Raw genomic sequence first — 21,760 nt, forward strand, 5'->3', positions numbered from 1 at the left:
CATGCCGCCAGCGTTCGTCCTGAGCCAGGATCAAACTCTCAATTTTAAGTTTGAAATAGCTCGTGTTACATAATACTTCCGAGTTAAACATGTTAACTCGTTTGTGTTGTCTTGGCCCAATAAATTGGACCGAAGACACCTGCACATTTGATTGTTTACTTTGTTCAGTTTTCAAAGATCTATTTCGTTCATTCGCTGACAACGTGATGTGTCAACTCGTATAATATTACAGCTTTTCATTTTGATTGTCAAGAACTTTTTTTAAATTATTTGAAAACAATTTAAAATCTGTAAGCGTTACCTTTACCTCTATGACAACTATTTTAGTATAACCTATGACATGAACAATGTCAATAAATATATTTTATTTCTTTGCTGCAAAATATACTGATATGTTTTGTAGCAACATGTTCAATAATAACAGGTTATTCCTCTATCGTCAAGGATTTTTATATTTTTTTCTGTGTTTGTGTATGCTGTCTTATATCGTGAGGACAGCTATTGCTTATAAAAATAAACGACGCTTCAAAACCGGGTGACCTACCCCAGTTTTAAAGCGTCGTTTATTGATTACCACTAATCATGATTCGTTCTTTTTGTCCGACTCCTTTTCTGATGTGTCGGATTCATTTTCTTCGAACTTTACTTTTTCTTTATTTCTTTTTAATTTAGCCATTATGATCGAAGGTTTTAGTTGAGAATCGGTTTCGCCTTCGCCACTTACTGCTACTTCTATTGATTTAACTTCATATTCACCAGCAATATCACCATAATATTTATTGTATCGTTTCTTGAACTGTTGAAAAGCATGAGCTACGATAACTTTTACAATAGCATAGATCGGCACACCAAAGATCAAACCGAATAGTCCCAGCATATCACCCATGACTAATAGAACGATAATGATCGTTAACGGGTGGACATTCAGTTGCTTACCCATTACGTTCGGTTCTATCAAATTCCCATCAATAAACTGAACAGCCATCCATACGATCAACAGCTGAACAACCATCCACCAAGAATCGATCAAAGCAATGACTAGAGCCGGAATGAAGGCGAGCGTTGGCCCTATATAAGGGATTATTGACGTAAATCCGGCAATGATGGCTAACACACCATTATATTCCAAACCTATAATGGAAAAACCGATAAACATCATAACACCGATTGAGGATGCAATAATCAGTTGCCCCTTCACGTATGCACCAACTTGTGAATTCACTTCCGCAGATACGCGTATAAGATCTTCTCTCCATTTTGGTGGTGAGACCGACAAGACTGCGTGTAAGAAGCGTTGTTCATCTTTGAGTAAAAAGAATAAAATAATGGGAAAAGTCACGATTGTTACAACGATATTGGTTAAACTGGACAAGACATTAGATAAGCCACTAAATCCCTCGGATAGGTACTGATCTATATTAGCCGGGATACCTGCGATAAAACTTTCTCCTTCTTCTATGAACGTTTCAATTTCTTCTCCAAAAGGGAGATTAGCTACCCATCCTGTTATAGATGCTATAAGTGAATCTATAAAACTGGGAAAGTCATCGATAAAACTGGCCACTTGGTCGCGTAATAGTGGGAAAAGTGATCCGACCCCTAGCACCAGAAGGGCGATAAGTAATAAAAACAAGATCCCGACCCCATATATCCGTTTCACTTTATGTTTTTCTAAAAAATCTATAAAGGGACTGAACAGATAGTAAAGCAATAATGCTATGACAAAGGGCATTAAAACATTTGAAACAAGAATCAATAGGGGGGTGAAAATATAACTCACTTGATTGAACAAGAAAAAAGTTATACCCAATAATATGAGGACGACTAAAGTATAAATTAAATCATTACCACCTAAAAAATTGATCCATCTGGTTTTTTTCATTCTTTCTCCTTCTTTCCATTCAATTGTATCTTTCCTTAATATATTATAGCAGTTTATGCATAAATACGAAAAAAAGGATTTTCCACTAAAGACAAAAAACACAAGGAAAGAGGTGATCGCCCTTTTATCCTTGTGTTACATTCATTTTATCCCTTTAAAATTTTACTTATTATCAACATTTTTCATTGTTGGAAACAATAAAACATCTCGAATGGTCTGAGCATCAGTAAGCAGCATCACCAGACGGTCGATCCCAATCCCTAAACCACCGGTCGGAGGCATACCGTATTCCAATGCTTCGATGAACTCTTCATCAATTTCCTGTGCTTCATCATTTCCTTGTGCTTTTTCTCTCATTTGTGCCTCGAAACGTTCACGCTGATCGATCGGATCGTTTAACTCACTGAACGCATTAGCATATTCATGTTTTGCAATGAACAACTCGAAGCGATCAGTGAAACGTTCATCTTCTTTATTTTTCTTGGCTAAAGGAGAAATTTCCACAGGATGACCATAAACAAAGATCGGTTGGATCAGTTTATCCTCAACAAATACTTCGAAGAATTCATTGACTACATGCCCAAAAGTAGCGTAATCATCTATTTCAACATCGTGCTCCTCAGCTAATTGACGTGCTTCTTCATCGGTATAATGTTTATAGAAGTCAATGCCCGTTTCTTCTTTGATCATATCTACCATGTGACGACGTGCCCATTTCCCACCAAGCTGGATCATTTCTTCTCCGTATTGCAATTCCGTCTTGCCTAATACTTTTTCGGCAACGGTCTGAATAAGCTTTTCAGTCAGATCCATGACATCTTCCATGTCGTGAAAAGCCGTATAAAGTTCCAGCATCGTAAATTCGGGATTATGCGTGGTATCGATTCCTTCATTACGGAATACACGCCCAATTTCATAAACCTTCTCCATACCACCAACGATAAGACGTTTCAGATGCAATTCGATAGCAATACGCAGGTACAACTCCATATCTAATGCATTGTGGTGAGTCGTAAACGGCTTAGCCGCTGCCCCGCCAGCAATATTATGAAGAAGTGGCGTTTCCACTTCCAGATAATCTAACCCATTTAAATGATTCCTTATTTCCTGAATGATTTGACTACGCTTTGTAAAGCGTTCAAAACTTTCTTCATTGGCAATCAAATCCAAATAACGTTGACGGTATTTCTGCTCAACATTTGTTAAACCATGATATTTATCAGGTAATGGCCGTAACGCTTTAGCGAGATAGGTCAATTCTTTCGCACGGACCGTCACCTCACCTGTATTAGTTTTCATCACTGTACCTTCGATACCAAAAAAGTCCCCTAAATCAGCCTGTTCAAAACTCTTGTATTGCTCGTCTCCGACAGCATCTTTACGAACATACAATTGAATCAAGCCATTTTTATCTTTCAGATGAGCAAATCCAGCTTTTCCTTTACCACGTTTTGTCATCAAACGACCTGCTACTTTGACAGTGATTTCGGCGTCATGCAATTCTTCTTTAGTTTTTTCATCATAGGTCTCGTGTAATTCAGAAGAGTAATGTGTACGCTCGTATCGATCTCCAAATGGATCGATTCCACGTTCTCTTAATTCATTCATTTTTTGACGTCGAACAAGTATTTGATCAGTCACTGATTCTTGATTTTGTTTTTCTTCAGACACTACTGCCACTCCATTCTTTTATGCTTTCATTATTTTCATTTATGCGTTTTACACATTTGCAGTGAAACCCCGCATTCATTTCAATGTTTCTGCAAGCTATTTACTTCTCTTAAACCATCTCAGTCAGCTTTTAGTACTCATTCTGAATTATCGTACCATAACTTTCGTGAGTCATAAAGAAAAAGATGTAGAAATACTATGGTCTATCTGTTTCTTCTTTCAATTCATTCAATTCTTCTTCGCTAAACTGATAAATGGTTCGGCAAAAATGACACACAGCATCCGCACCGTGATCTTCATCGATCATTTCCTGTATTTCCTGCTTGCCTAAGGCAACGATAGCATCTTTGAAACGTTCTTTTGAACAATTGCATTTGAACGAAACAGGCATGGTCTCTAGTATACGGGCAGATCCATCTGTGACCAACCGATCAAGAATTTGTTCAGGCGTTTCACCTGCATCCATCAACTTGGACATCAAAGGTAAGTTGGCAATTGCTTCTTCTACTTTTGTAATTGTTTCATCTTCGGCATCAGGTAATACCTGCATCATAAATCCTCCAGCCGCTTTGACCGTCTCATCCGGGTCAACTAAAACTGATAGGCCAATGGCGGAAGGTATTTGCTCACTGGTTGCCATATAATAGGTGAAATCTTCTCCAAGCTCCCCACTTATTAATGGGACTTGCCCCACAAATGGTCGTTTCATATTCAGGTCTTTACTTACTGTCAACATACCGTCAGTGCCTACTGCACCTCTAACATCAATTTTCCCTTGTTCATTTAAGGGTAAACTTACTTGAGGGTTCTTGATATAGCCTTTTGTTTCTCCTTTACCATTGCTGTCTACTAGAATATAGCCTACAGGACCCTTACCATCAATACGCACAGTCAGTTTTTCCTCACCTTTCAGTGTCGTGCCAAGTAAGGTTGTCCCAACCATTGCTCGACCTAGAGCAGCTGTGGCCGCACTCCACGTTTCGTGTTTTTCCTGAGCCGTTTTGACCATAGTCGTTGCATCGACGATATACACGCGGATCTGGTCATTATAACCTAATGCTTTAATCAGTTTATCTGGCATTTTCTCACATTCCTTTGTTTTCATATTATATCTTTTATCTGTTTACATGGAAAGAAGAGGAGGCGAATAATTCGCCATCCTCTTCTCTGCTTGTTACGCTTTTGATTCTTCGTCTTTCTCATCTGAGTTCTCAATTTCTTGATCATCTGATTCATCCGAAGGTTCATCTGTCTGTCTCTCTTCAAATTGCTTTTCGCGTTCTCTTTCTTTTTTCTCACGCAGCGCTTTGACTTCTTCAAACGACATGCCGATGTCCTCTTTTTCAGGATCTCTTTCAGCTTCTTCACTCTCGCGAGGGAATTCTGTTGCAGCTTTAACGTCGTTAGAAGGCATTTCACCTTTTTCAAATAGTGATTTGATTTGTTTCTCGTCTAACGTTTCAATTTCAAGCAGTTTCTGAGCAATTAAATGATGGGCGTCTTGATGTTCTTCAATGATACGTTTAGCTTCAGCGTGTGCTTCATTTAAAAGACGCAGCACTTCCTGATCGATCTGATAAGCGAACTGTTCAGAGTAAGCTTTGGATTGAGAATAATCTCTACCCAAGAACACTTGGCCGCCACCTTCGTATTGAACGGGTCCGAGCATGTCACTCATTCCGTATTCGGTCACCATACTTCTGGCAATTTGTGTGGCTTGCTGGAAGTCGTTTGATGCTCCGCTTGACTGAGAATCAAAGACGATTTCTTCAGCTACACGACCACCTAAGAGTCCGACAAGTTGTTCACTTAATTCTTTTTTCGTCATCAAGAAGCGATCTTCTCTTGGAAGCATGATCGCATATCCGCCTGCGCGTCCACGAGGAACAATCGTTACCTTGTGAACAATACGGGCATCACTTAATACCAATCCAACAATGGTATGTCCAGCTTCATGATAAGCGACCATTGAACGTTCTGTTTCAGAAATAACACGATCTTTTTTAGCTGGTCCAGCAATCACTCGGTCGTGTGCCTCATCAAGATCTAATGCTTCGATCTGCTTACTGTCACGTCTCGCTGCAACCAAGGCTGCTTCGTTCAGTAAGTTTTCTAAATCAGCACCGGAAAATCCGGGTGTTTGTCTGGCAATGATTCTTAAATCGACATTTGAAGCTAATGGTTTGTTTCTGGAATGGACTTTCAGGATCGCTTCTCGTCCTTTAACGTCCGGTCTTCCGACCATGATACGTCTATCAAAACGTCCTGGTCTGAGCAAGGCAGGATCTAATACGTCTTGACGGTTTGTCGCCGCAATAACGATTACTCCTTCATTACCTGTAAAACCATCCATTTCAACAAGTAATTGGTTCAATGTTTGTTCACGTTCATCGTGTCCGCCACCCATACCGGCGCCACGCTGACGTCCTACAGCATCGATCTCATCGATAAAGATGATGGATGGAGCTGTTTTCTTCGCATTTTCGAATAAATCTCTTACACGACTTGCTCCAACACCTACGAACATCTCAACAAATTCAGAACCTGAAATTGAGAAGAAAGGTACACCGGCTTCGCCGGCAACTGCTTTTGCAAGAAGTGTTTTACCTGTTCCGGGAGGTCCCTCTAACAGCACCCCTGCTGGAATACGTGCGCCCAAGTTAGCAAAACGTCTTGGATCTTTCAAGAATTCAACAATTTCTACTAATTCTTCTTTTTCTTCATCCGCACCGGCGACATCTGAGAAACGCACTTTACTTGTTTTTGCGTCACTTTCTTTCGCTTTGGATTTACCAAAGTTCATTACGCCTTTGCCACCACCTGCGCCGCCACCTTGACCTGCTTGACTCATCATGAAATAAATGAATCCTACGAAGAGTAAGAGAGGCAAGAATGAGAAGAGCAAACTTGTCCATATGCCTGTTGTCGGTTCTTCAACAGAAACAATATTGACCTGGTTTTCTCTAGCCAGCTGATACATTTCATCTACGACATTATCATTCATTAAAATGTATGTGGTGAATTGTGTAGCATCTACCTGTTCATCCAAACCACCAAAGATCGTTACATCTTCTTCTTGTTCTATTTCTATTTCTTGTCCTTCACGAAATTGCCCTACGATTTCATACACACCTGCTGTTGGCTGCACTTGAAATTCTTCTATACGGTCTTCTTCCAGATAATCAATAAATTCAGTCGAACTCACGCTCTCTGAAGCTTGATCTTGTCCGCCACTAGTCGCCCAGCTTGCAATACCAATTACTGCAAGAAAAACGATGATGTAGAAGAGGCTACTTTTGAAAAATCCTTTCTTCATGTCATCCTCCGTTTATCACTTGTATTTTTATTATTATTTAAGCACAGCTTAGAATAATAGTCTAATATATGTTAACACACTTGACCATTTTTGACTATGAATTTTGTTTGATGTTTATGCATTATTTGAATGAAAACATCAGTCATTCCATTTAGATTATTTGCTTACTGATATATTTCAGGTTTCAGGACCCCGATAAACGGTAGGTTGCGGTAATTTTCAGCATAATCCAAACCATACCCAACGACGAACTCATGAGGAACAACAAAGCCGACCCAGTCTGCTTGGATATCTATTTTGCGTCCTGTAGGTTTATCCAATATCGTAACGATTTTTACAGAAGCTGCTTTACGGTACTTGAACATATTTTTCAAGTACGCTAACGTACCGCCTGTATCAATGATATCCTCGACGAATAAGACATGACGTCCCTCAACGTTGGTATCTAAATCTTTTAATATTTTCACTTCGCCAGAAGAGACTGTTTCGTTACCGTAGCTGGATACATCCATGAAATCGATTTCCAGATATATATCCATCTGTTTGATCAAATCGGCCATAAACGGTAATCCACCTTTTAATACACCCACGAGCAAAGGATTTTTCCCATCATACTCTTTTGAAAGAATCTCTGCGAGTTCTTTAACTTTTCTCTGAATTTCTTCTTCAGAGATTAAAATTCTTTCCATATCTTTTTTCATATTTTCGGTCTCCTTTTTGAATGTATTCGTTAAGTCCTGCATAGTCCCTTGTTGGTATACAAGTACGTAGCTAATTGTATCAGTTAATGGGTTAAGTGACAACGGGGATTCTTTGTAGTTTATCAGCCAGAGGATCTGCCCCTGATCATCACTAACGAGCCAAGCTTCATCCCGCTTTCGTCTGGGCACTTTCTGATCGATAAAGATATCTTTGATTTTTTTTGAACCCTCAAGTCCTTTAACTTTCATTTTATCTCCAGGTTTTCGGTGTCTTACAGTTAGTGGACGTTCAATTTGCTGCTCATTCAAGTAGATGACACGACACTTTTGGTTGTCTATCTTTTTGAATGCATCGTATGAGAAGAGCCCTATGCTTTCGTCATCATCTAACGGTTGCCACGTATTGAGTTCCAAAGTGATCGGTGTCTTTATACGGTCTGTTTGTTCCGTTTGCGCTTCTTCAACTTTTTCGATCACACACGTACCATATTCTTTTCGCGCGACAAATTGATTGGGTAATTCAAGGACGGTATTGGGACCTCCAGAGACAAACCAATCGACTAGCAGATTGATATGTGCTTGACTGATTATGTATACGCCCTGACCACTGAATTTCTTGAAGGCTCGGCGCAATACGATTTTTTGAAAGCCGGATTCTTGTTTTAAAAATGATGGAAGTTTAATCGATAGACTCTTGCGAGTGATTTGAAATGACCGTCCGATTTCTTCATTGATCAACGGTTCAACCACCTTGAGAAGATCCTCGATATCTTTCGAGAACTCATAGACGTGTTTTTCTACTGCGGGGTTTTCTTTCTTCAACTCTGGAATAATATGATGTCTGTAGCGATTACGCGTATACATCATTGAAGCATTACTCTCATCTTCTCTCCAGGATATGTTGTTTTCTTCAGCATAGTTTTGAATCATTTCTTTTGAATACGGAAGAAGCAGTCGTAAAACGACTTTCCCATTAGTGATGCGTGTAGTAGAAATACCCGTCAGTTCGTCTAATGAACTTCCTTTTACAAATCGCATGAGTACCGTTTCAACTTGATCATCACGGTGATGAGCGGTCAGGATGAAGACACTGTCCGTTTCTTTAGCGACCTCGTCAAAAAAACGATACCGTATTTTTCTTGCTTCCTGTTCCACACCTGACTCAGGATGCTCAGAGGTTGGCCACTGATGCACATAAACAGGCACCTCATACTTGCCTACCCACTCTTTTACAAACTTTTCTTCTTCATCCGAATCATTTCTGAGATGATGGTTAATGTGAGCGACAATTATGGCTGGTTTGTATTCAACGGGCAGCTGATTGAGCATATCAAACAGCACCATCGAATCCACACCACCGGAAACACCGATGACTACATGTTCTCCCGCTTGCCAGTAGCCTTTGGATTTTACCTGATTCAAAAAATCATCAGTCATGTTCACATTTTCTCAAACCTTCCACCGATATGACTTGTTATTTATTTGTAAGTAAAAAGGATTCAGGGATACCCCTAAACCCTTTGTTCTATCTATTTTCGACCGCCACTGCCACCGCGTTTATTTTCAGTGTGACGCTTGAGCGAAGTTAAGCGATCTTCACTATCTTTTAGAAACGAACTCATCAATGAATCGAAATCTTCTTTTTTTGCAACAGGACGTTTATTAGAAGAACTTGGACGTGGTCTGCTTGATGTCTTCGGTTTGGAAGCCTCTACCGCAGGTTTGTCTGTAGCTTTACGGATCGATAATCCGATCTTTCCATCATCTGCTATAGATAAGACTTTCACTGTAATTTTTTGACCTACTTCTAATTCTTCGTTGATATTCTCAACATAACTGTCTGACACTTCACTAATGTGTACTAACCCTGTTTTATTATTGCCTAAATCAATAAATGCACCAAAATTAGCAATACCCGTAACCTTACCCTCTATTTTGCTTCCAACTTCAATTGACATATTTTCTATATATCCTCCTAAATAATTTGATTTAAGTATACCATGATAAAAATTTAGAATAAAGGCTTATTGAATGGATTGTGAATTTTTTTTAATAATGTTCATGTTTTCATTCCTGGTCTTCTTCGCTGTCGTTTTCTTCATTTTCAAAAAGCGCTGAGTCTTCTTCAGTTATCTCCGTATGGTCCGGATTCCTATCATCAGGAAAACTGAAAACGATTTCGTTATCTTTTGTTAAGTAATACTCACTCCGTGCCAATTTAGCTACGTATTCCTCATCTTCGAGTAACCCAATGTAGTATTCCAATTCTTCCTGATGTAAATCGAGAGATTCTAATTCTTCTTGAGCGATGACCTTCTGCTCTTCTAATTGCTGGAGTTCATAATAATTTCGCACTAAGCCGCTTCCAACCAATAAAATAAGCAACACCCCCGCTGCTGTGATCAACTGCATCCTTCTTTTCAACTTTCTTTTGTGTTTGAATTCTCTGATACTTTCAAGCGTTTTATGTTTTATGTATGGATTATCCATGCGCGTGATGCTCGATTTTTTCTTATCCATATCATAACCTCCTAAATCATTTCTGTTCAACCAATAACAATTGGTTAAAGTATATCAATAAACTGTTCTAATGAAAAGAACCAGTCATTATTGAACCTCTCATGACTAAAGTCACGAGTGCTCTCGGCTGTTTGATAAAAAATAGCATAGTCTCATCTGACTCATTTTGTTCGAAACAAGCTGATAAGACCCTGTTCTATTTTTGTTTTTCTCTAAACGTTATTTTCCCCGACTATGATTATGTGTTTACTAATCATCCCTGTTACTCAACTGACTGTTCATGGGTCTCTTCAATGATGGTATACAAGTCTTTGGCTTCGTCTTTTTTCGTCGTATCTCTGATATCATCCACACTGATTTTCATTGTTTTATTGCCAAAATGAATGGTCAACTCATCACCTATGGCCACTTTGCTCGATGATTTTGCTGTTTTACCATTAATTAGAATGCGATCTTTATCCGCGATTTCTTTGGCCACTGACCGTCTTTTTATTATACGGGCTATTTTTAAATATTTATCGAGTCTCATCTTTGTCCCTCTTTTCTTCAGCTTTTATTTTTTGCCACAACGCATCCACTTCTTCCGCTGTTGTCGCTTTCACCCCGTCAAAAACATGTGGGTGCCGTCTTCTTATTTTACGGTTTACCGTTTCCAGAACATCTTCAAAGGTAAACAGGCCTTCTTTCTCCGCTCGGCTCGTCTGATACAAAAGCTGGACCAATACGTCTCCCAATTCTTCCATCCAATTATCACTGTCGTCCTTCTCAATGGCAGCAATCAATTCCTCAGTTTCTTCTCTGAGGTACCGTATAAGCGATTTAGGTGTTTGCTCCTTTATCCAAGCATCCCCTTTATCAGCGTCGGTGACTCTATCGATATAATGTTGTAACGTTGAAAGCGACGTTACTTGCTCATCCAGTTCAAGCGGCGGTACGTAGAGCGATCTCAGGTTATAAACGCCCTCAAACCGGTCTATTTCATATAGTGGGAGCCATTCTATCTTTTCCTGTCTGCTGCCAGCCGCATCGATCACCGCCACCTTGTGGTCATCTGGATATTTTTCCATCAAAGTCAATTTCACTTCTCCGGCCATCAGTGCATTGAATACCTGCATGATGATGACATGCTGATCTGTATTGAGGGTATCTTGATTCAAATCAAACGAATCAAGCAATTGAAATCCTTCTACCGGATCGACCTGAACCGATTGAAAGAGATCATCTAAAAAACTCTTGCCTCCAACGATATTGACCTTTGAATAATTCTTCATCAGATCTTTCACTGTTTTTTCAGCAACCATCGGATGACCGGGTACAGCATACACAATATCTTTGTCTTCCGCCAATTTTATTAAATGATCGACGATAGCTGTATAAACTTTTTCAAAATCCTGATCATTTTCTTCATATAAATGATCGAAAGACTCGAACCTTACCCCGTCTGTTTTTAATTCGTTAACAGCTGGATGGTCCGCCGTTCTTAAATAGACGACCGCTGCTTCTTTGATCATTTTTTCGATTTTTACGGGCATCTGATCTTTGTCTCCAGGTCCAAGACCGACTACATTTATGCTGTGCATCATTTCCCCCTTGTTCTCATTATTTTTTTATTTTTTTTATTAATGTTAAACTTTGCCATTCTTCTTTTGTTAATATGTCCAGTTTCAGTAAAGCAGTGATAATGACTGTCACACCCACCAAGACACCGATAAAGATGCTTATTGATGCAGTTAGTCTGGTTGATGTGCCGAAAACGGACTGACTCATATTCAATATGCCGTACACGCTAAGTCCCATGATGCTTAACAACAAACTATATTTAAGTATAAAGGAACTGTCCAGCATCTCATACCAGATTGCTTTATCTAATTGCCTCACCAGCAAAAGGAAAATGAGCATCAGCGACACTACCGTTATGAAACTTGACCCGACTATGCCGACTGTCCGAACAGCGAACGTATTAAAAGCCGCTTTGAAGGCTAAACCAAACAGGAGCGATCCCCATCCAAAAAGCGATGAAGACGTGCTGTGGATGATAGCGAACATCACATGTATCACTGACAGGATCAGGACACTTAAACTATACAATTGGAGCGCCTGAGTGCCTGACCGGTCCTGAAACAGGGCTTGATTCAACCAGGGCATGACAGCGATCAAGCCCACGGAGGCTGCACCAGAAAGAATGGCAGTCAACTTCAAGACCCTTACACTGTTTTTGATCCACGCTTCTTTTTGTTCCGCTTTATGATTGTTTCTCAGCAAAGGCAAGGTGCTTGTCGCTAGACTTACACCTAATACCAGCCCTACTTGGACGAAAGGTTGAGCACGGTCATAGATCCCTTTCATGACCATCGCCTGTGCAGAGGGAGATCCTCCCTCTATAAGTCCATTGTATACTGTAAAGGAATCAATTAATTGAAACATTAACAACAAGCTGCTCATAAAGGTCAATGCTAATCCTTCGGTTAAAAAGCGTTTGCCTATTTTTGAGTAAGCATGTGTCCCGCTCGGCAACGCAGAACGCTGCAGCTGATGGCGTGACTTTATGAAAAAGAGACCGACGACCCCCGTTCCTGCGAGAGCGCCTATCCAACTGCTCCGCATCGCCCAGGTTCCCATTTCGTAAACCGAAAGATTCATTTTTGAAAACAATACAGCGACAACTATGAGCAACGTCACTCGGACAAGTTGTTCAGCTACTTGAGAGAGTGCTGTTGGTTTCATGTTCATTAACCCCTGAAAATAACCTCTTCCCATGGATAAAAAAGGAATAAACAGATAAACCGCTGATGTTGCTCTGATTACGGGAGCGAGTTGTCCGTCACCCATTAACTGAGCCACCTGATCGGAGAGGAGGAACAGAAACAAAAAGGCACTGATCGAAAATAAAGTTACCCATACTTGTGTCTGTTTGATCACCTCACCGTGATGCTCTTCTTCGCTTTCAGAAATCAACTTCGATATATAAAGAGGGAAACCGTTTAGCGCCAGTACTGAGGCTATCCCGTATAGAGGGTAAACTTGCTGATAGACATAAAACCCTTCATTACCTGTCAAGTTTTGTAAAGGTATTTTGTATAGTGCACTGAGCATTTTGGTTATGAGGGCAGCTCCTGATAAAAGAGCCGCTCCTTTTACGAATTTATTCGTTTGACTCATGACGTGTCACCTGGTCGCTGGGTTGTTTTTCATTTTCGATTCGATAGGTTGCACAAATTTCCGAAAATTTCACGAGGGCATCCAACCAGATGTCATCATGCATCTGTTTCGGCAGTTTAAAGTCAATGGCTAATTTGTCTGCCGCTTGCATATCCGTTTTCAACGGTATGTCTTTCAAGGCTTTAAAGACTTCAGGTAATGGATATTTGCGGGTACCTTCGAGTGAGAATGTCACTTTGACCGTATTCCCATCACGCTTTATGGTTTCGATCAAAGCTGTTTCACTATACATTTTCAACAAACCGACAGAAAGTAAATCCGCGACTGCTTGAGGATAATCGCCGAAACGGTCGATCAATTCATCTAACAGCTCGTTATACTCTTCTTTAGAAGAAAATTGACGGATACGTTTATATAGCTCGATCTTTTGTCTTTCATCTTCTATATATGTGTTGGGCAGGTAAGCATCGATTGAAAGGTCCATTTCAACACTGGTTTTAACTTGCTTCTTGTCTCCACGCTTTCTAGCCACCGCTTCAGACAACATTTGCGAGTATAGATCGAAACCGACACTGTCAATAAAGCCATGTTGCTGTTGCCCCAACAGATTTCCTGCGCCGCGAATAGCCAAATCTCGCATGGCAATTTTGAAACCTGAGCCGAGTTCTGTGAAGTCTTTGATTGCCTGGAGTCTTTTCTCGCTTACTTCTGTCAGCACTTTATTCGGTTGGTGCATAAAGTAAGCATAGGCGATACGACTGCTTCGCCCTACACGTCCACGGAGTTGATATAACTGAGACAAGCCCATTCGATCAGCATCTTCTACAATCAGTGTATTGACATTAGGTATATCCACGCCCGTTTCGATAATTGTCGTGGTGACCAGCATGTCGAATTCTCCCTGGATAAACTGGTAGAGGACATTCTCCAATTGATTGTCGCTCATTTGACCATGCGCATAGGCAATCCGGGCCTCTGGAACAAGCTGCTGCAACTCATTGGCTCGCTGCTGTATGGTACTGACACGATTATGAAGATAGAAGACTTGTCCTCCACGTGCCATTTCCCTTTGAATTGATTCTTGAACAACGGCACCATTCATCTCCATCACATACGTCTGCACGGGGTAACGGTTGGCCGGTGGTGTTTCGATGACGGATAAATCACGTACCCCCAGCATGGACATATGCAAAGTTCTTGGGATCGGCGTTGCCGTCAAAGTCAAAACATCGACTTCATTTTTCAATTGTTTGAGGCGCTCTTTATGTTTGACCCCAAACCGCTGCTCTTCGTCTACAATAAGCAAACCTAAATCTTGAAACTCGATGTCTTTGGATAAGATCCGATGTGTGCCGACGACAAGGTCAACTTGTCCTTTTCTAAGACCGTCAACGGTTTCTTTTAACTGTTTACCCGTTCGGAATCGGCTCAGAAGTCCGATTTCAACAGGAAAATCAACAAACCGTTCAAGCATCGTTTCATAATGCTGTTGCGCTAACACGGTTGTCGGTACTAGAAAGGCGACCTGTTTGCCATCTTGAATCGCTTTAAACGCGGCACGCATAGCTACTTCCGTTTTTCCGTAACCAACATCCCCGACGATTAAACGGTCCATTGGTTTCGGTTTCTCCATATCCCGTTTCACTTCATTGATGGAACGCATCTGGTCTTGCGTTTCTGTATAAGGGAAGGCCTCATCAAATTCATTTTGATAGGCATCATCTCTAGTATAAGCATAGCCTACTTTACTTTCTCGCATTGCATATAGCTCGATCAAATCATCCGCAATATCTTCGACTTGGGCAGCCACACGTTTTTTCGTTTTCGCCCACGAGGTGCCACCGAGTTTATTTAACTTCGGTGTCTTTCCTTCTGATGATACATATTTTTGAATCAGGTGCAGTTGGGTAACAGGGATAAAGAGCTTCGATGTATCACTATAAATGATAGATAAATAATCCTGGTGGACCCCACCGATTTCCATCGTTTCCATACCCGTAAACTGGCCGATTCCGTGATTCACGTGAACCACAAAGTCTCCTTTTTCCAGCTCCGAATAACTTTTAAGACGTTCCGCATTCGTAATATTCTGACGTCTCGGTTTTTTCTTAGGTATACGGTTGAACAGTTCTTTTTCAGTAAGAACTGCAATCTTCTCCTCCGGCAGCTCAAAACCGGTCTGCACACTCGATGTGATGACCTGGATCGTTTCTGTACTGATCGTTCCGTCTATCGAAAGCGTGCTCGGTATTTCAAAGTTCAGCAAGGTCTGATGAACTTTTTCGGCACGCTCTTTGTTTTCAGTCATGACCACGACCGTATAGTGTTGTTTTTTCCAGCGTTCCATTTCTGTTTTGACTAACGGCATTTGACCAAAGAATTTCTGCATGGTTCGATACTGGAAAGGATGGATCGCATCCAATTTCAATCCCTGCATGCCTTTTTGAAACAAGGCAAAATGTAATTGTGGTTGATAAGCATGTTTGAGCGACTCTCTGAACGAAACAGAAAAAGACTGATTGTACAGGACATTACCGTTAGCTAACTGACCGGTTATCCATTCGGCTTCCTCTTCGTCTAAACGGGCTTCATTTTCTATGATCCGCGGGTATTCATCCATGACTATTACGGCATCGTTTGAGGCATAATCTAAAACTGTCGCCTTGTCTCTGTAAAGCAGGTCCGTATAACGGGCGAGCTCTTCAACATACGTCTCTTCTCTTATGGCATCCATGACAGCTGTAACACTGTATGTTAATTGTTCTCTCCGTTCTTCTTCTTTCATTTTTTTCAATGAACGGGACAAAGCTTTATCAAACCGTTTCAGAATGGCATCTTTCTCATTGACAAGCAATAACGCATCCGACGCCGGGATAATAGTGACTTGTTCAACATTGCGGCTTGAGCGTTGTGTATCAGCATCAAAATATCTCAAAGAATCGACTTCAACATCAAACAATTCCATCCGGACCGGATTTTCTTCTGTCAAAGGATAGATGTCGACGATCCCGCCTCGAATACTGTATTCTCCGGGAGCTGAAACCTTTTGTTCCCGGCGGTAACCCATCTGCGTCAGTTTGAACCTGATTTCAGCCAGTTCGACCTCATCACCCAGAGAAACAGACAGTTCCGCCTGTTTAAACACATTGGGGTCGGGCAAGATCTTCCGAGCTCCAGCTAAAGGAACGACAATGATCCCCGGTTCTTCTTTAAGTAAAAAATCAAGCGTTTTCACCCGATCTGCCCGTGCTTCAGGGGAGGCAATAGCCATTTCAGCATGAAGCATGTCGTCAACAGAAAAGAGGAAAAGTTGGTCATCAGGAACGAGCCCAGTTAAATCCGCGATCATTTGGTTAGCATGATATAAATTCTGTGCGACCACGACAATCGGTTTCTGTTTTTCTTCTAGTAATCCCTGCAGGAAAAGTGTTCGCGCTGATCCGGCTATACCAGTGAGTAACTGACGGCTTTGATCAGTCAGTGTATCAAAAATCTTTTGTATGGACGGTTTTTCGCTTAAAAATGTGTGTAGTTCAGACACGCTGATCAACTCCTTTTCACTCAATTAAACTGAGTCATTGTATCCATATAAGTGTGGCCTTCCGCCCAATAAATTGAAGCATCGGCTGCTTTTTTCACAGCCAGTAACATGTTTTCGTGATCAGATTTATGAAAAGGACTGAGCACATGTGAAACAACGGATTGGTTCTCGAAAGGACGCCCCACTCCCATACGCAGTCGGTTAAAATTTTGAGTGCCTATATGGTCAATAATATCCTTGATGCCGTTATGTCCTCCGGCACTACCTTTTTGTCTTAAACGTATTTTACCGGTCGGCAGATCCATATCATCGTAGATAACAACCATGTCTTCTTCAGTTAAATCGTAATAATCCAGCCATTGCCTGACTGACCGTCCTGAATCATTCATGTATGTCTGCGGTTTTATCAGAAAAACTTTTTCTGTCCCTATCATGCCTTCTGCATAAACCGATTCAAAATTAGAACGGTTGAACGTCCATCCTTTTTGATAAGCGATCTCATCTAGTGTGATGAATCCAATATTATGTTTTGTTTTTGCGTATTTGCCACCCGGATTACCTAGTCCAAAAATTAACTTCATAAATATCTCCTTATAATTGCATTGGGCTTTAAAGAGAGCTTTGAAAATCTCTACGTATTATCCCATTTATTTTGTATCATTTTAAAATAGTTCTGAACATACAAAAAAGCTGAACGGCTACGTCCAGTCCTTTTTATTATTCTATTATTATAGCATAATTCCCAGTCTTAACCCACCTGTTCAAGTTCAGGTCTTCTTAACGAATTTATGCTGACAGGACGGGCATGTGATCCGTATCTTTTTCCTGCCGCGAGGAACTCTGATTTTTCGTTTACAGTTTGGGCATTTTATGATTTTAAATGCTTTTCTTTGTATCCATCGATTTCTTGTTTTTCTATAACTCGAAAAGAGAGACTGTTTCACCCTGATATACTGCTGCAACTCTTTACGTCGCTTTCCTTTTTCAGTCGAAACTATGCGCAATCCTCCATAAGCGATCGCAGCCATCCCAAAAGTTGTCAGGATGATTCCTTCTGAAAAGTTACTGAAGACTCCTAAGAGAAGTCCAAATAGGATCAAAACTTTTGAAAATTCATCATAGCCATATCGGCCCTTCATATAAAACAATATCTTGCTGATCCACTGCATACCATTCATCCCTTTATTCTGTATCATTGATATTTAAAACCATTCACATAAGTCAGTATACAGGATAAGTTTTAAGAAACAATGAAGAATACAAAAAAAGCCAAAGAAATCTGTTGGAGCTTTCTTTGGCTTAAACTTCTTTAATTATTCTCCTTGAGATGCTGAAACGATAACGTTCTCATATCTTACTAAATCTTCAGCGTTAGCTTCATCGCCGACTTCCCATAAATCTTCATCAGAAACACCGACTTGAAACTCTTGATCAGCGTCTGTTGCCGTTACGGTATATGAAAACTCACCTTCTACAACTTCAGGTTTCTCAATGACTTCTCCGTCTTGCATCACAAACGCAAAGATTTCAGCCTCTTCTTCACTAGATGCAGCTGAACCACTGACCGTCGCTTCGCCACCTTCTGGAGTAAAGACATAACCTTCTTGAGACCAGGTACCACCGGTTACTGTCAATTCAACAGCTGACGTGTAGTCGAGGTCGCTGTCTATGTCATCAATGATGTCATGGGCACTTTGACCATTTTCTTCAGTTTCTTCAGTTTCCTCAGATTCTTCAACTTCAGATTCTTCTGATTCGTCAGCGCCCTCTTCCATCTCTGGGTCAGTTGCCGTCTCTTCGTCCGTATCGCAAGCTGCTAAAGCAAGTGTCGAAACAGCTAACAAGCTCACTAATTTCTTGTAATTCATTTTTTTATTCCTCCTATGTTCTTGTGTCTACTTCATTAAAATTATGCAATAAATTAAACATTCTTTTATTAGAAACAATCATACCATAATAAAAAAATCAGTACAATCATTTGAACGTTGTCAAGGTGACATAGCAAGCGTTATTTTATTTTCTCACTTTGAACCAACACCCTGGCTTGACTATCACCGTCTTGGCTTATATTATAAGTAGACTATGCTAATCTTTTCGAGCGAAAAAACCAGCATTTTTAAACAGGGTGTTAACTATACCAATACATTGTTTCGGTAAAGGTCAAATGTATTGACTTTATCAACAAATACCCTTATTATAGTAATGCTCATCAATAATACCCGTCATTTTTGTATGACTTGGGGTATATACCAATTTTTAAAATAAAAAAGCTCTCTGGAAGGTGGAAAAATTAATGTGTGGAATTGTAGGATATATCGGAAAAAAAGATGCTAAAGATATTTTATTACACGGGTTAGACAAATTAGAATACCGCGGTTACGACTCAGCAGGTATTTATCTATTAAACAAAGCTCATGATGGCCATTTATTTAAAGAAAAAGGCAGGATCGCGGCTTTGCGAGAAAAGGTCGATGCCACTGTTGAAGCAACTGCCGGTATCGGTCATACGCGCTGGGCTACCCACGGTGTCCCAAGTGTACGTAATGCGCATCCTCATCAATCTTCAAGCGAACGCTTCACCATTGTACATAATGGTGTGATCTCCAACTATCAGGAAGTCAAGGATGCTTACTTAGAGGGTGTTGAATTAAAAAGTGATACAGATACAGAAATTATTATTCAACTCATCTCCTGGTTTGTAGAAACAGAAGACCTCAAGCCACTTGATGCATTTAAAAAAGCGATCGTTACATTAGAAGGCTCATACGCGATTGCTTTGATGGACAGCGAAAATGCTGATGTCATATACGCCGCCAAAAATAAAAGTCCACTTTTATTAGGCAAAGGCGAGGGTTTCAATGTGATCTGCAGTGATGCCATGGCAATGATCAAAGAAACCGATCAATTTGTCGAATTAATGGACAAAGAAATCGCCACTGTAACCCGTGAATCCTTGATCATCGAAAATTTTGCTGGAGACATTATCGAACGTGAGTCTTATACAGCCGAAATCGATTCTGACGACTTGGAAAAAGGAACATATCCTTATTACATGTTGAAAGAAATCGATGAACAACCTGCTGTTATGCGCCGCATTTTACAAAGATATCAGGACGAAGAAGGTCAATTAGCTATCGATCAGGCTATCATAGATAAGATGTTGAACTCGGATCGCGTGTACATCATTGCTGCAGGGACCAGTTATCATGCCGGTTTGGTTGGCAAAAAGCTGATTGAAGCCATGACACATATCCCTACTGAAGTGCATGTATCAAGCGAGTTCGGTTATGATACACCGCTCTTATCTGAAAAGCCATTCTTTATTTTCATTTCTCAAAGTGGTGAAACAGCGGACAGTCGTCAAGTACTGGTTAAAACAAACTTACTTGGCCATCCGTCTTTAACTATAACAAATGTCTCTGGCTCTACCTTATCCCGTGAATCGACATTCACGTTGCTTTTAAATGCCGGACCCGAAATTGCGGTTGCCTCGACTAAGGCTTACACCGCACAGATTGCTGTGCTGGCTATTTTAAGTGAAATCGTCGGTCTTGAAAAAGGCGTGATCGAAAAAGGTACGATGTTGCACGATATCGGTATCGTGGCTAATGCTATGCAATCGATCGTTGATGATAAAGAAACAATTGAAGAACTTGCTTCTGAATACTTGAGTATTTCACGTAACGCCTTTTACATCGGACGCGGTATGGATTATCATGTCGCTTTAGAGGCAGCGCTCAAATTGAAAGAAATTTCCTACATTCAGACTGAAGGCTTCGCTGCCGGAGAATTAAAACATGGTACCATTGCTTTGATCGAAGATGGTACACCTGTGCTGGCAATCATCACTGGAAAAGCTGTTGCCGGACATACCCGAGGTAACTTGCAGGAAACAAAAGCGCGTGGTGCCCATACCATGGTTATTTCCATGGACGGTCTAAACCGTGCAGACGATCAAATCGTTATTCCGCAAGTAAATCCGATCCTTTCACCGTTAGTGAGTGTCATACCGACACAACTGCTTGCTTACTATAGCAGTTTACATCGCGGTAATGACGTCGACAAACCACGTAACTTGGCAAAATCGGTAACCGTTGAATAAAAAAATTATTAAAGCTGCGTACTCATACCATGAGTGCGCAGCTTTTTTCGTCTCAGTCAACTTGGATATGGTTAGGCTGATTCGAGACTCTTGTAAATGGATGATCAGAGCTGCTTAGTTTACAAAAAAATGACCATAAAAAAAGGCACACTCCCATCGAGTGTGCCTTTTCCTTATTCTTATTTTAATTGTTTTTCCAATCAGTGTATAAGCGGTCCATCATGGTTGAGACACGCTTACCAATTTCTTTATAGGCCTTCGTTTCCAGGTTCGCTAAGGAAACACGCACTGTCCATTTACTCGATCCAAACGCTTCTGCTTTAAGCAGCATCAGACGTTCTTCTTCTGCCAATTTTGTCACGATATCAGTCATCGTCCAGGTTTCTTCCACGAATGTTTTAAATGCTAGACTGTAACGTTTTTCCATCCACCAGTCAAAATCGATTTCACAGTAATACGCTGTGTTCAAACTTTTATAAGGGATAGACATTTCTAATGATTCGTAAAGAAGTTCGCCTCTGGTCTGACAAATCCCCATGACTTCTTTTTTATATTCGTCTTCAGTGTCCAGGAGTGCATACAAACTAAATAATGTCATCATGACTTGTTGCGGCGCAGACAAGCCTGCTGCGTGATTCAAAGCCACCGAACGACTGTCAGCCACTAAGCGATCTATAAATAAAATATCACGCGGGTTGGAGGTCAACGTCCCATGTGCCCGGAATGCAAACAACTGGTAACCGGACATAACCCCAAGGAACTGGAACTTCATGGATTTCCCAAAGAAGAGATCCCGCATCTGAAAATCATGGGTCCCAATGGATGCAGCCATTGCAACACAGGAGGAGCACCAGGAGGTCCTCCTGGA

General features: G+C 40.7%; 15 protein-coding genes and 2 pseudogenes. 1 reads left to right on the plus strand and 16 read right to left on the minus strand.

Translation table 11 applies throughout. The annotated features are described in order from the left end of the window. Positions 1 to 580 precede the first annotated feature (580 nt). The 15 genes and pseudogenes from R6U02_RS06635 to R6U02_RS06705 form a co-directional block, all read right to left on the minus strand. The gene (locus tag R6U02_RS06635) at positions 581 to 1,882 is read right to left on the minus strand and encodes an AI-2E family transporter (protein ID WP_410262830.1); all 1,302 of its coding nucleotides are present in this window, start codon (positions 1,880 to 1,882) and stop codon (positions 581 to 583) included. A 162-nt stretch (positions 1,883 to 2,044) separates the two neighbouring features. Then, on the minus strand, positions 2,045 to 3,553 hold the full coding sequence (gene lysS / locus R6U02_RS06640; RefSeq protein WP_410262831.1) for a lysine--tRNA ligase: 1,509 nt from the start codon (positions 3,551 to 3,553) through the stop codon (positions 2,045 to 2,047). A gap of 196 nt (positions 3,554 to 3,749) precedes the next feature. Beyond that, positions 3,750 to 4,634, minus strand: coding sequence for an Hsp33 family molecular chaperone HslO (gene hslO / locus R6U02_RS06645; protein WP_410262832.1), 885 nt, complete (start codon positions 4,632 to 4,634; stop codon positions 3,750 to 3,752). Between the two features lie 93 nt (positions 4,635 to 4,727). Beyond that, a complete protein-coding gene (gene ftsH, locus R6U02_RS06650; RefSeq protein WP_410262833.1) occupies positions 4,728 to 6,869 on the minus strand; it encodes an ATP-dependent zinc metalloprotease FtsH in 2,142 nt (713 codons plus the stop codon). 164 nt (positions 6,870 to 7,033) lie between these two features. Continuing rightward, entirely contained in the window at positions 7,034 to 7,570 is a 537-nt protein-coding gene (hpt, locus tag R6U02_RS06655; RefSeq protein ID WP_410262844.1) for a hypoxanthine phosphoribosyltransferase, read from the minus strand. Between the two features lie 126 nt (positions 7,571 to 7,696). Continuing rightward, positions 7,697 to 9,007 (minus strand): annotated as a pseudogene (gene tilS / locus R6U02_RS06660) (tRNA lysidine(34) synthetase TilS); the annotation flags it as partial. Positions 9,008 to 9,099: 92 nt separating this feature from the next. Continuing rightward, the gene (locus R6U02_RS06665; RefSeq protein WP_410262834.1) at positions 9,100 to 9,528 is read right to left on the minus strand and encodes a S1 domain-containing RNA-binding protein; all 429 of its coding nucleotides are present in this window, start codon (positions 9,526 to 9,528) and stop codon (positions 9,100 to 9,102) included. A gap of 109 nt (positions 9,529 to 9,637) precedes the next feature. Beyond that, positions 9,638 to 10,090 carry an FtsB family cell division protein gene (locus R6U02_RS06670; RefSeq protein ID WP_410262835.1) on the minus strand — a complete coding sequence of 151 codons (453 nt, stop codon included), beginning with the start codon at positions 10,088 to 10,090 and terminating at the stop codon, positions 9,638 to 9,640. Between the two features lie 262 nt (positions 10,091 to 10,352). Continuing rightward, complete coding sequence (locus R6U02_RS06675; RefSeq protein ID WP_410262836.1) at positions 10,353 to 10,619, minus strand: RNA-binding S4 domain-containing protein; 267 nt, start codon at positions 10,617 to 10,619, stop codon at positions 10,353 to 10,355. Beyond that, complete coding sequence (locus tag R6U02_RS06680) at positions 10,606 to 11,673, minus strand: MazG nucleotide pyrophosphohydrolase domain-containing protein (protein WP_410262837.1); 1,068 nt, start codon at positions 11,671 to 11,673, stop codon at positions 10,606 to 10,608. The genes R6U02_RS06675 and R6U02_RS06680 overlap by 14 nt, the downstream gene beginning before the upstream one ends. A 16-nt stretch (positions 11,674 to 11,689) precedes the next feature. Then, positions 11,690 to 13,249 (minus strand): oligosaccharide flippase family protein, encoded by a 1,560-nt coding sequence (locus R6U02_RS06685; RefSeq protein ID WP_410262838.1) that lies wholly within the window; start codon positions 13,247 to 13,249, stop codon positions 11,690 to 11,692. Continuing rightward, positions 13,233 to 16,790 (minus strand): transcription-repair coupling factor, encoded by a 3,558-nt coding sequence (gene mfd, locus R6U02_RS06690; RefSeq protein WP_410262839.1) that lies wholly within the window; start codon positions 16,788 to 16,790, stop codon positions 13,233 to 13,235. The genes R6U02_RS06685 and mfd overlap by 17 nt, the downstream gene beginning before the upstream one ends. Positions 16,791 to 16,810: 20 nt before the next feature. Next, positions 16,811 to 17,371 carry an aminoacyl-tRNA hydrolase gene (pth, locus tag R6U02_RS06695; RefSeq protein ID WP_410262840.1) on the minus strand — a complete coding sequence of 187 codons (561 nt, stop codon included), beginning with the start codon at positions 17,369 to 17,371 and terminating at the stop codon, positions 16,811 to 16,813. Positions 17,372 to 17,557: 186 nt separating this feature from the next. After that, complete coding sequence (locus R6U02_RS06700) at positions 17,558 to 17,986, minus strand: BRcat domain-containing protein (protein WP_410262841.1); 429 nt, start codon at positions 17,984 to 17,986, stop codon at positions 17,558 to 17,560. Positions 17,987 to 18,103: 117 nt separating this feature from the next. Further along, a complete protein-coding gene (locus tag R6U02_RS06705) occupies positions 18,104 to 18,658 on the minus strand; it encodes a hypothetical protein (protein WP_410262842.1) in 555 nt (184 codons plus the stop codon). Positions 18,659 to 19,083: 425 nt separating this feature from the next. Between R6U02_RS06705 and glmS the strand changes: the two genes are divergently transcribed. Then, positions 19,084 to 20,892 (plus strand): glutamine--fructose-6-phosphate transaminase (isomerizing), encoded by a 1,809-nt coding sequence (glmS, locus tag R6U02_RS06710; protein ID WP_410262843.1) that lies wholly within the window; start codon positions 19,084 to 19,086, stop codon positions 20,890 to 20,892. A gap of 184 nt (positions 20,893 to 21,076) precedes the next feature. Here glmS and R6U02_RS06715 read toward each other — a convergent pair. After that, positions 21,077 to 21,760, minus strand: a pseudogene (locus tag R6U02_RS06715) (hypothetical protein); the annotation flags it as partial.

Origin of the sequence: Alkalibacterium sp., from assembly GCF_046484155.1 — a bacterium.
Lineage (GTDB): Bacteria > Bacillota > Bacilli > Lactobacillales > Carnobacteriaceae_A > Alkalibacterium.

What these genes read in the sequence shown, in the direction of transcription:
- hslO (WP_410262832.1), bottom strand. Translation starts at nt 4,634, where the DNA reads ATGCCAGATAAACTGATTAAAGCATTAGGTTATAATGACCAGATCCGC.
- R6U02_RS06700 (WP_410262841.1), bottom strand. Translation starts at nt 17,986, where the DNA reads ATGATACAGAATAAAGGGATGAATGGTATGCAGTGGATCAGCAAGATA.
- ftsH (WP_410262833.1), bottom strand. Translation starts at nt 6,869, where the DNA reads ATGAAGAAAGGATTTTTCAAAAGTAGCCTCTTCTACATCATCGTTTTT.
- R6U02_RS06670 (WP_410262835.1), bottom strand. Translation starts at nt 10,090, where the DNA reads ATGGATAAGAAAAAATCGAGCATCACGCGCATGGATAATCCATACATA.
- R6U02_RS06685 (WP_410262838.1), bottom strand. Translation starts at nt 13,249, where the DNA reads ATGAGTCAAACGAATAAATTCGTAAAAGGAGCGGCTCTTTTATCAGGA.
- hpt (WP_410262844.1), bottom strand. Translation starts at nt 7,570, where the DNA reads ATGAAAAAAGATATGGAAAGAATTTTAATCTCTGAAGAAGAAATTCAG.
- glmS (WP_410262843.1), top strand. Translation starts at nt 19,084, where the DNA reads ATGTGTGGAATTGTAGGATATATCGGAAAAAAAGATGCTAAAGATATT.
- R6U02_RS06675 (WP_410262836.1), bottom strand. Translation starts at nt 10,619, where the DNA reads ATGAGACTCGATAAATATTTAAAAATAGCCCGTATAATAAAAAGACGG.
- R6U02_RS06635 (WP_410262830.1), bottom strand. Translation starts at nt 1,882, where the DNA reads ATGAAAAAAACCAGATGGATCAATTTTTTAGGTGGTAATGATTTAATT.
- R6U02_RS06680 (WP_410262837.1), bottom strand. Translation starts at nt 11,673, where the DNA reads ATGATGCACAGCATAAATGTAGTCGGTCTTGGACCTGGAGACAAAGAT.
- R6U02_RS06665 (WP_410262834.1), bottom strand. Translation starts at nt 9,528, where the DNA reads ATGTCAATTGAAGTTGGAAGCAAAATAGAGGGTAAGGTTACGGGTATT.
- R6U02_RS06705 (WP_410262842.1), bottom strand. Translation starts at nt 18,658, where the DNA reads ATGAATTACAAGAAATTAGTGAGCTTGTTAGCTGTTTCGACACTTGCT.
- pth (WP_410262840.1), bottom strand. Translation starts at nt 17,371, where the DNA reads ATGAAGTTAATTTTTGGACTAGGTAATCCGGGTGGCAAATACGCAAAA.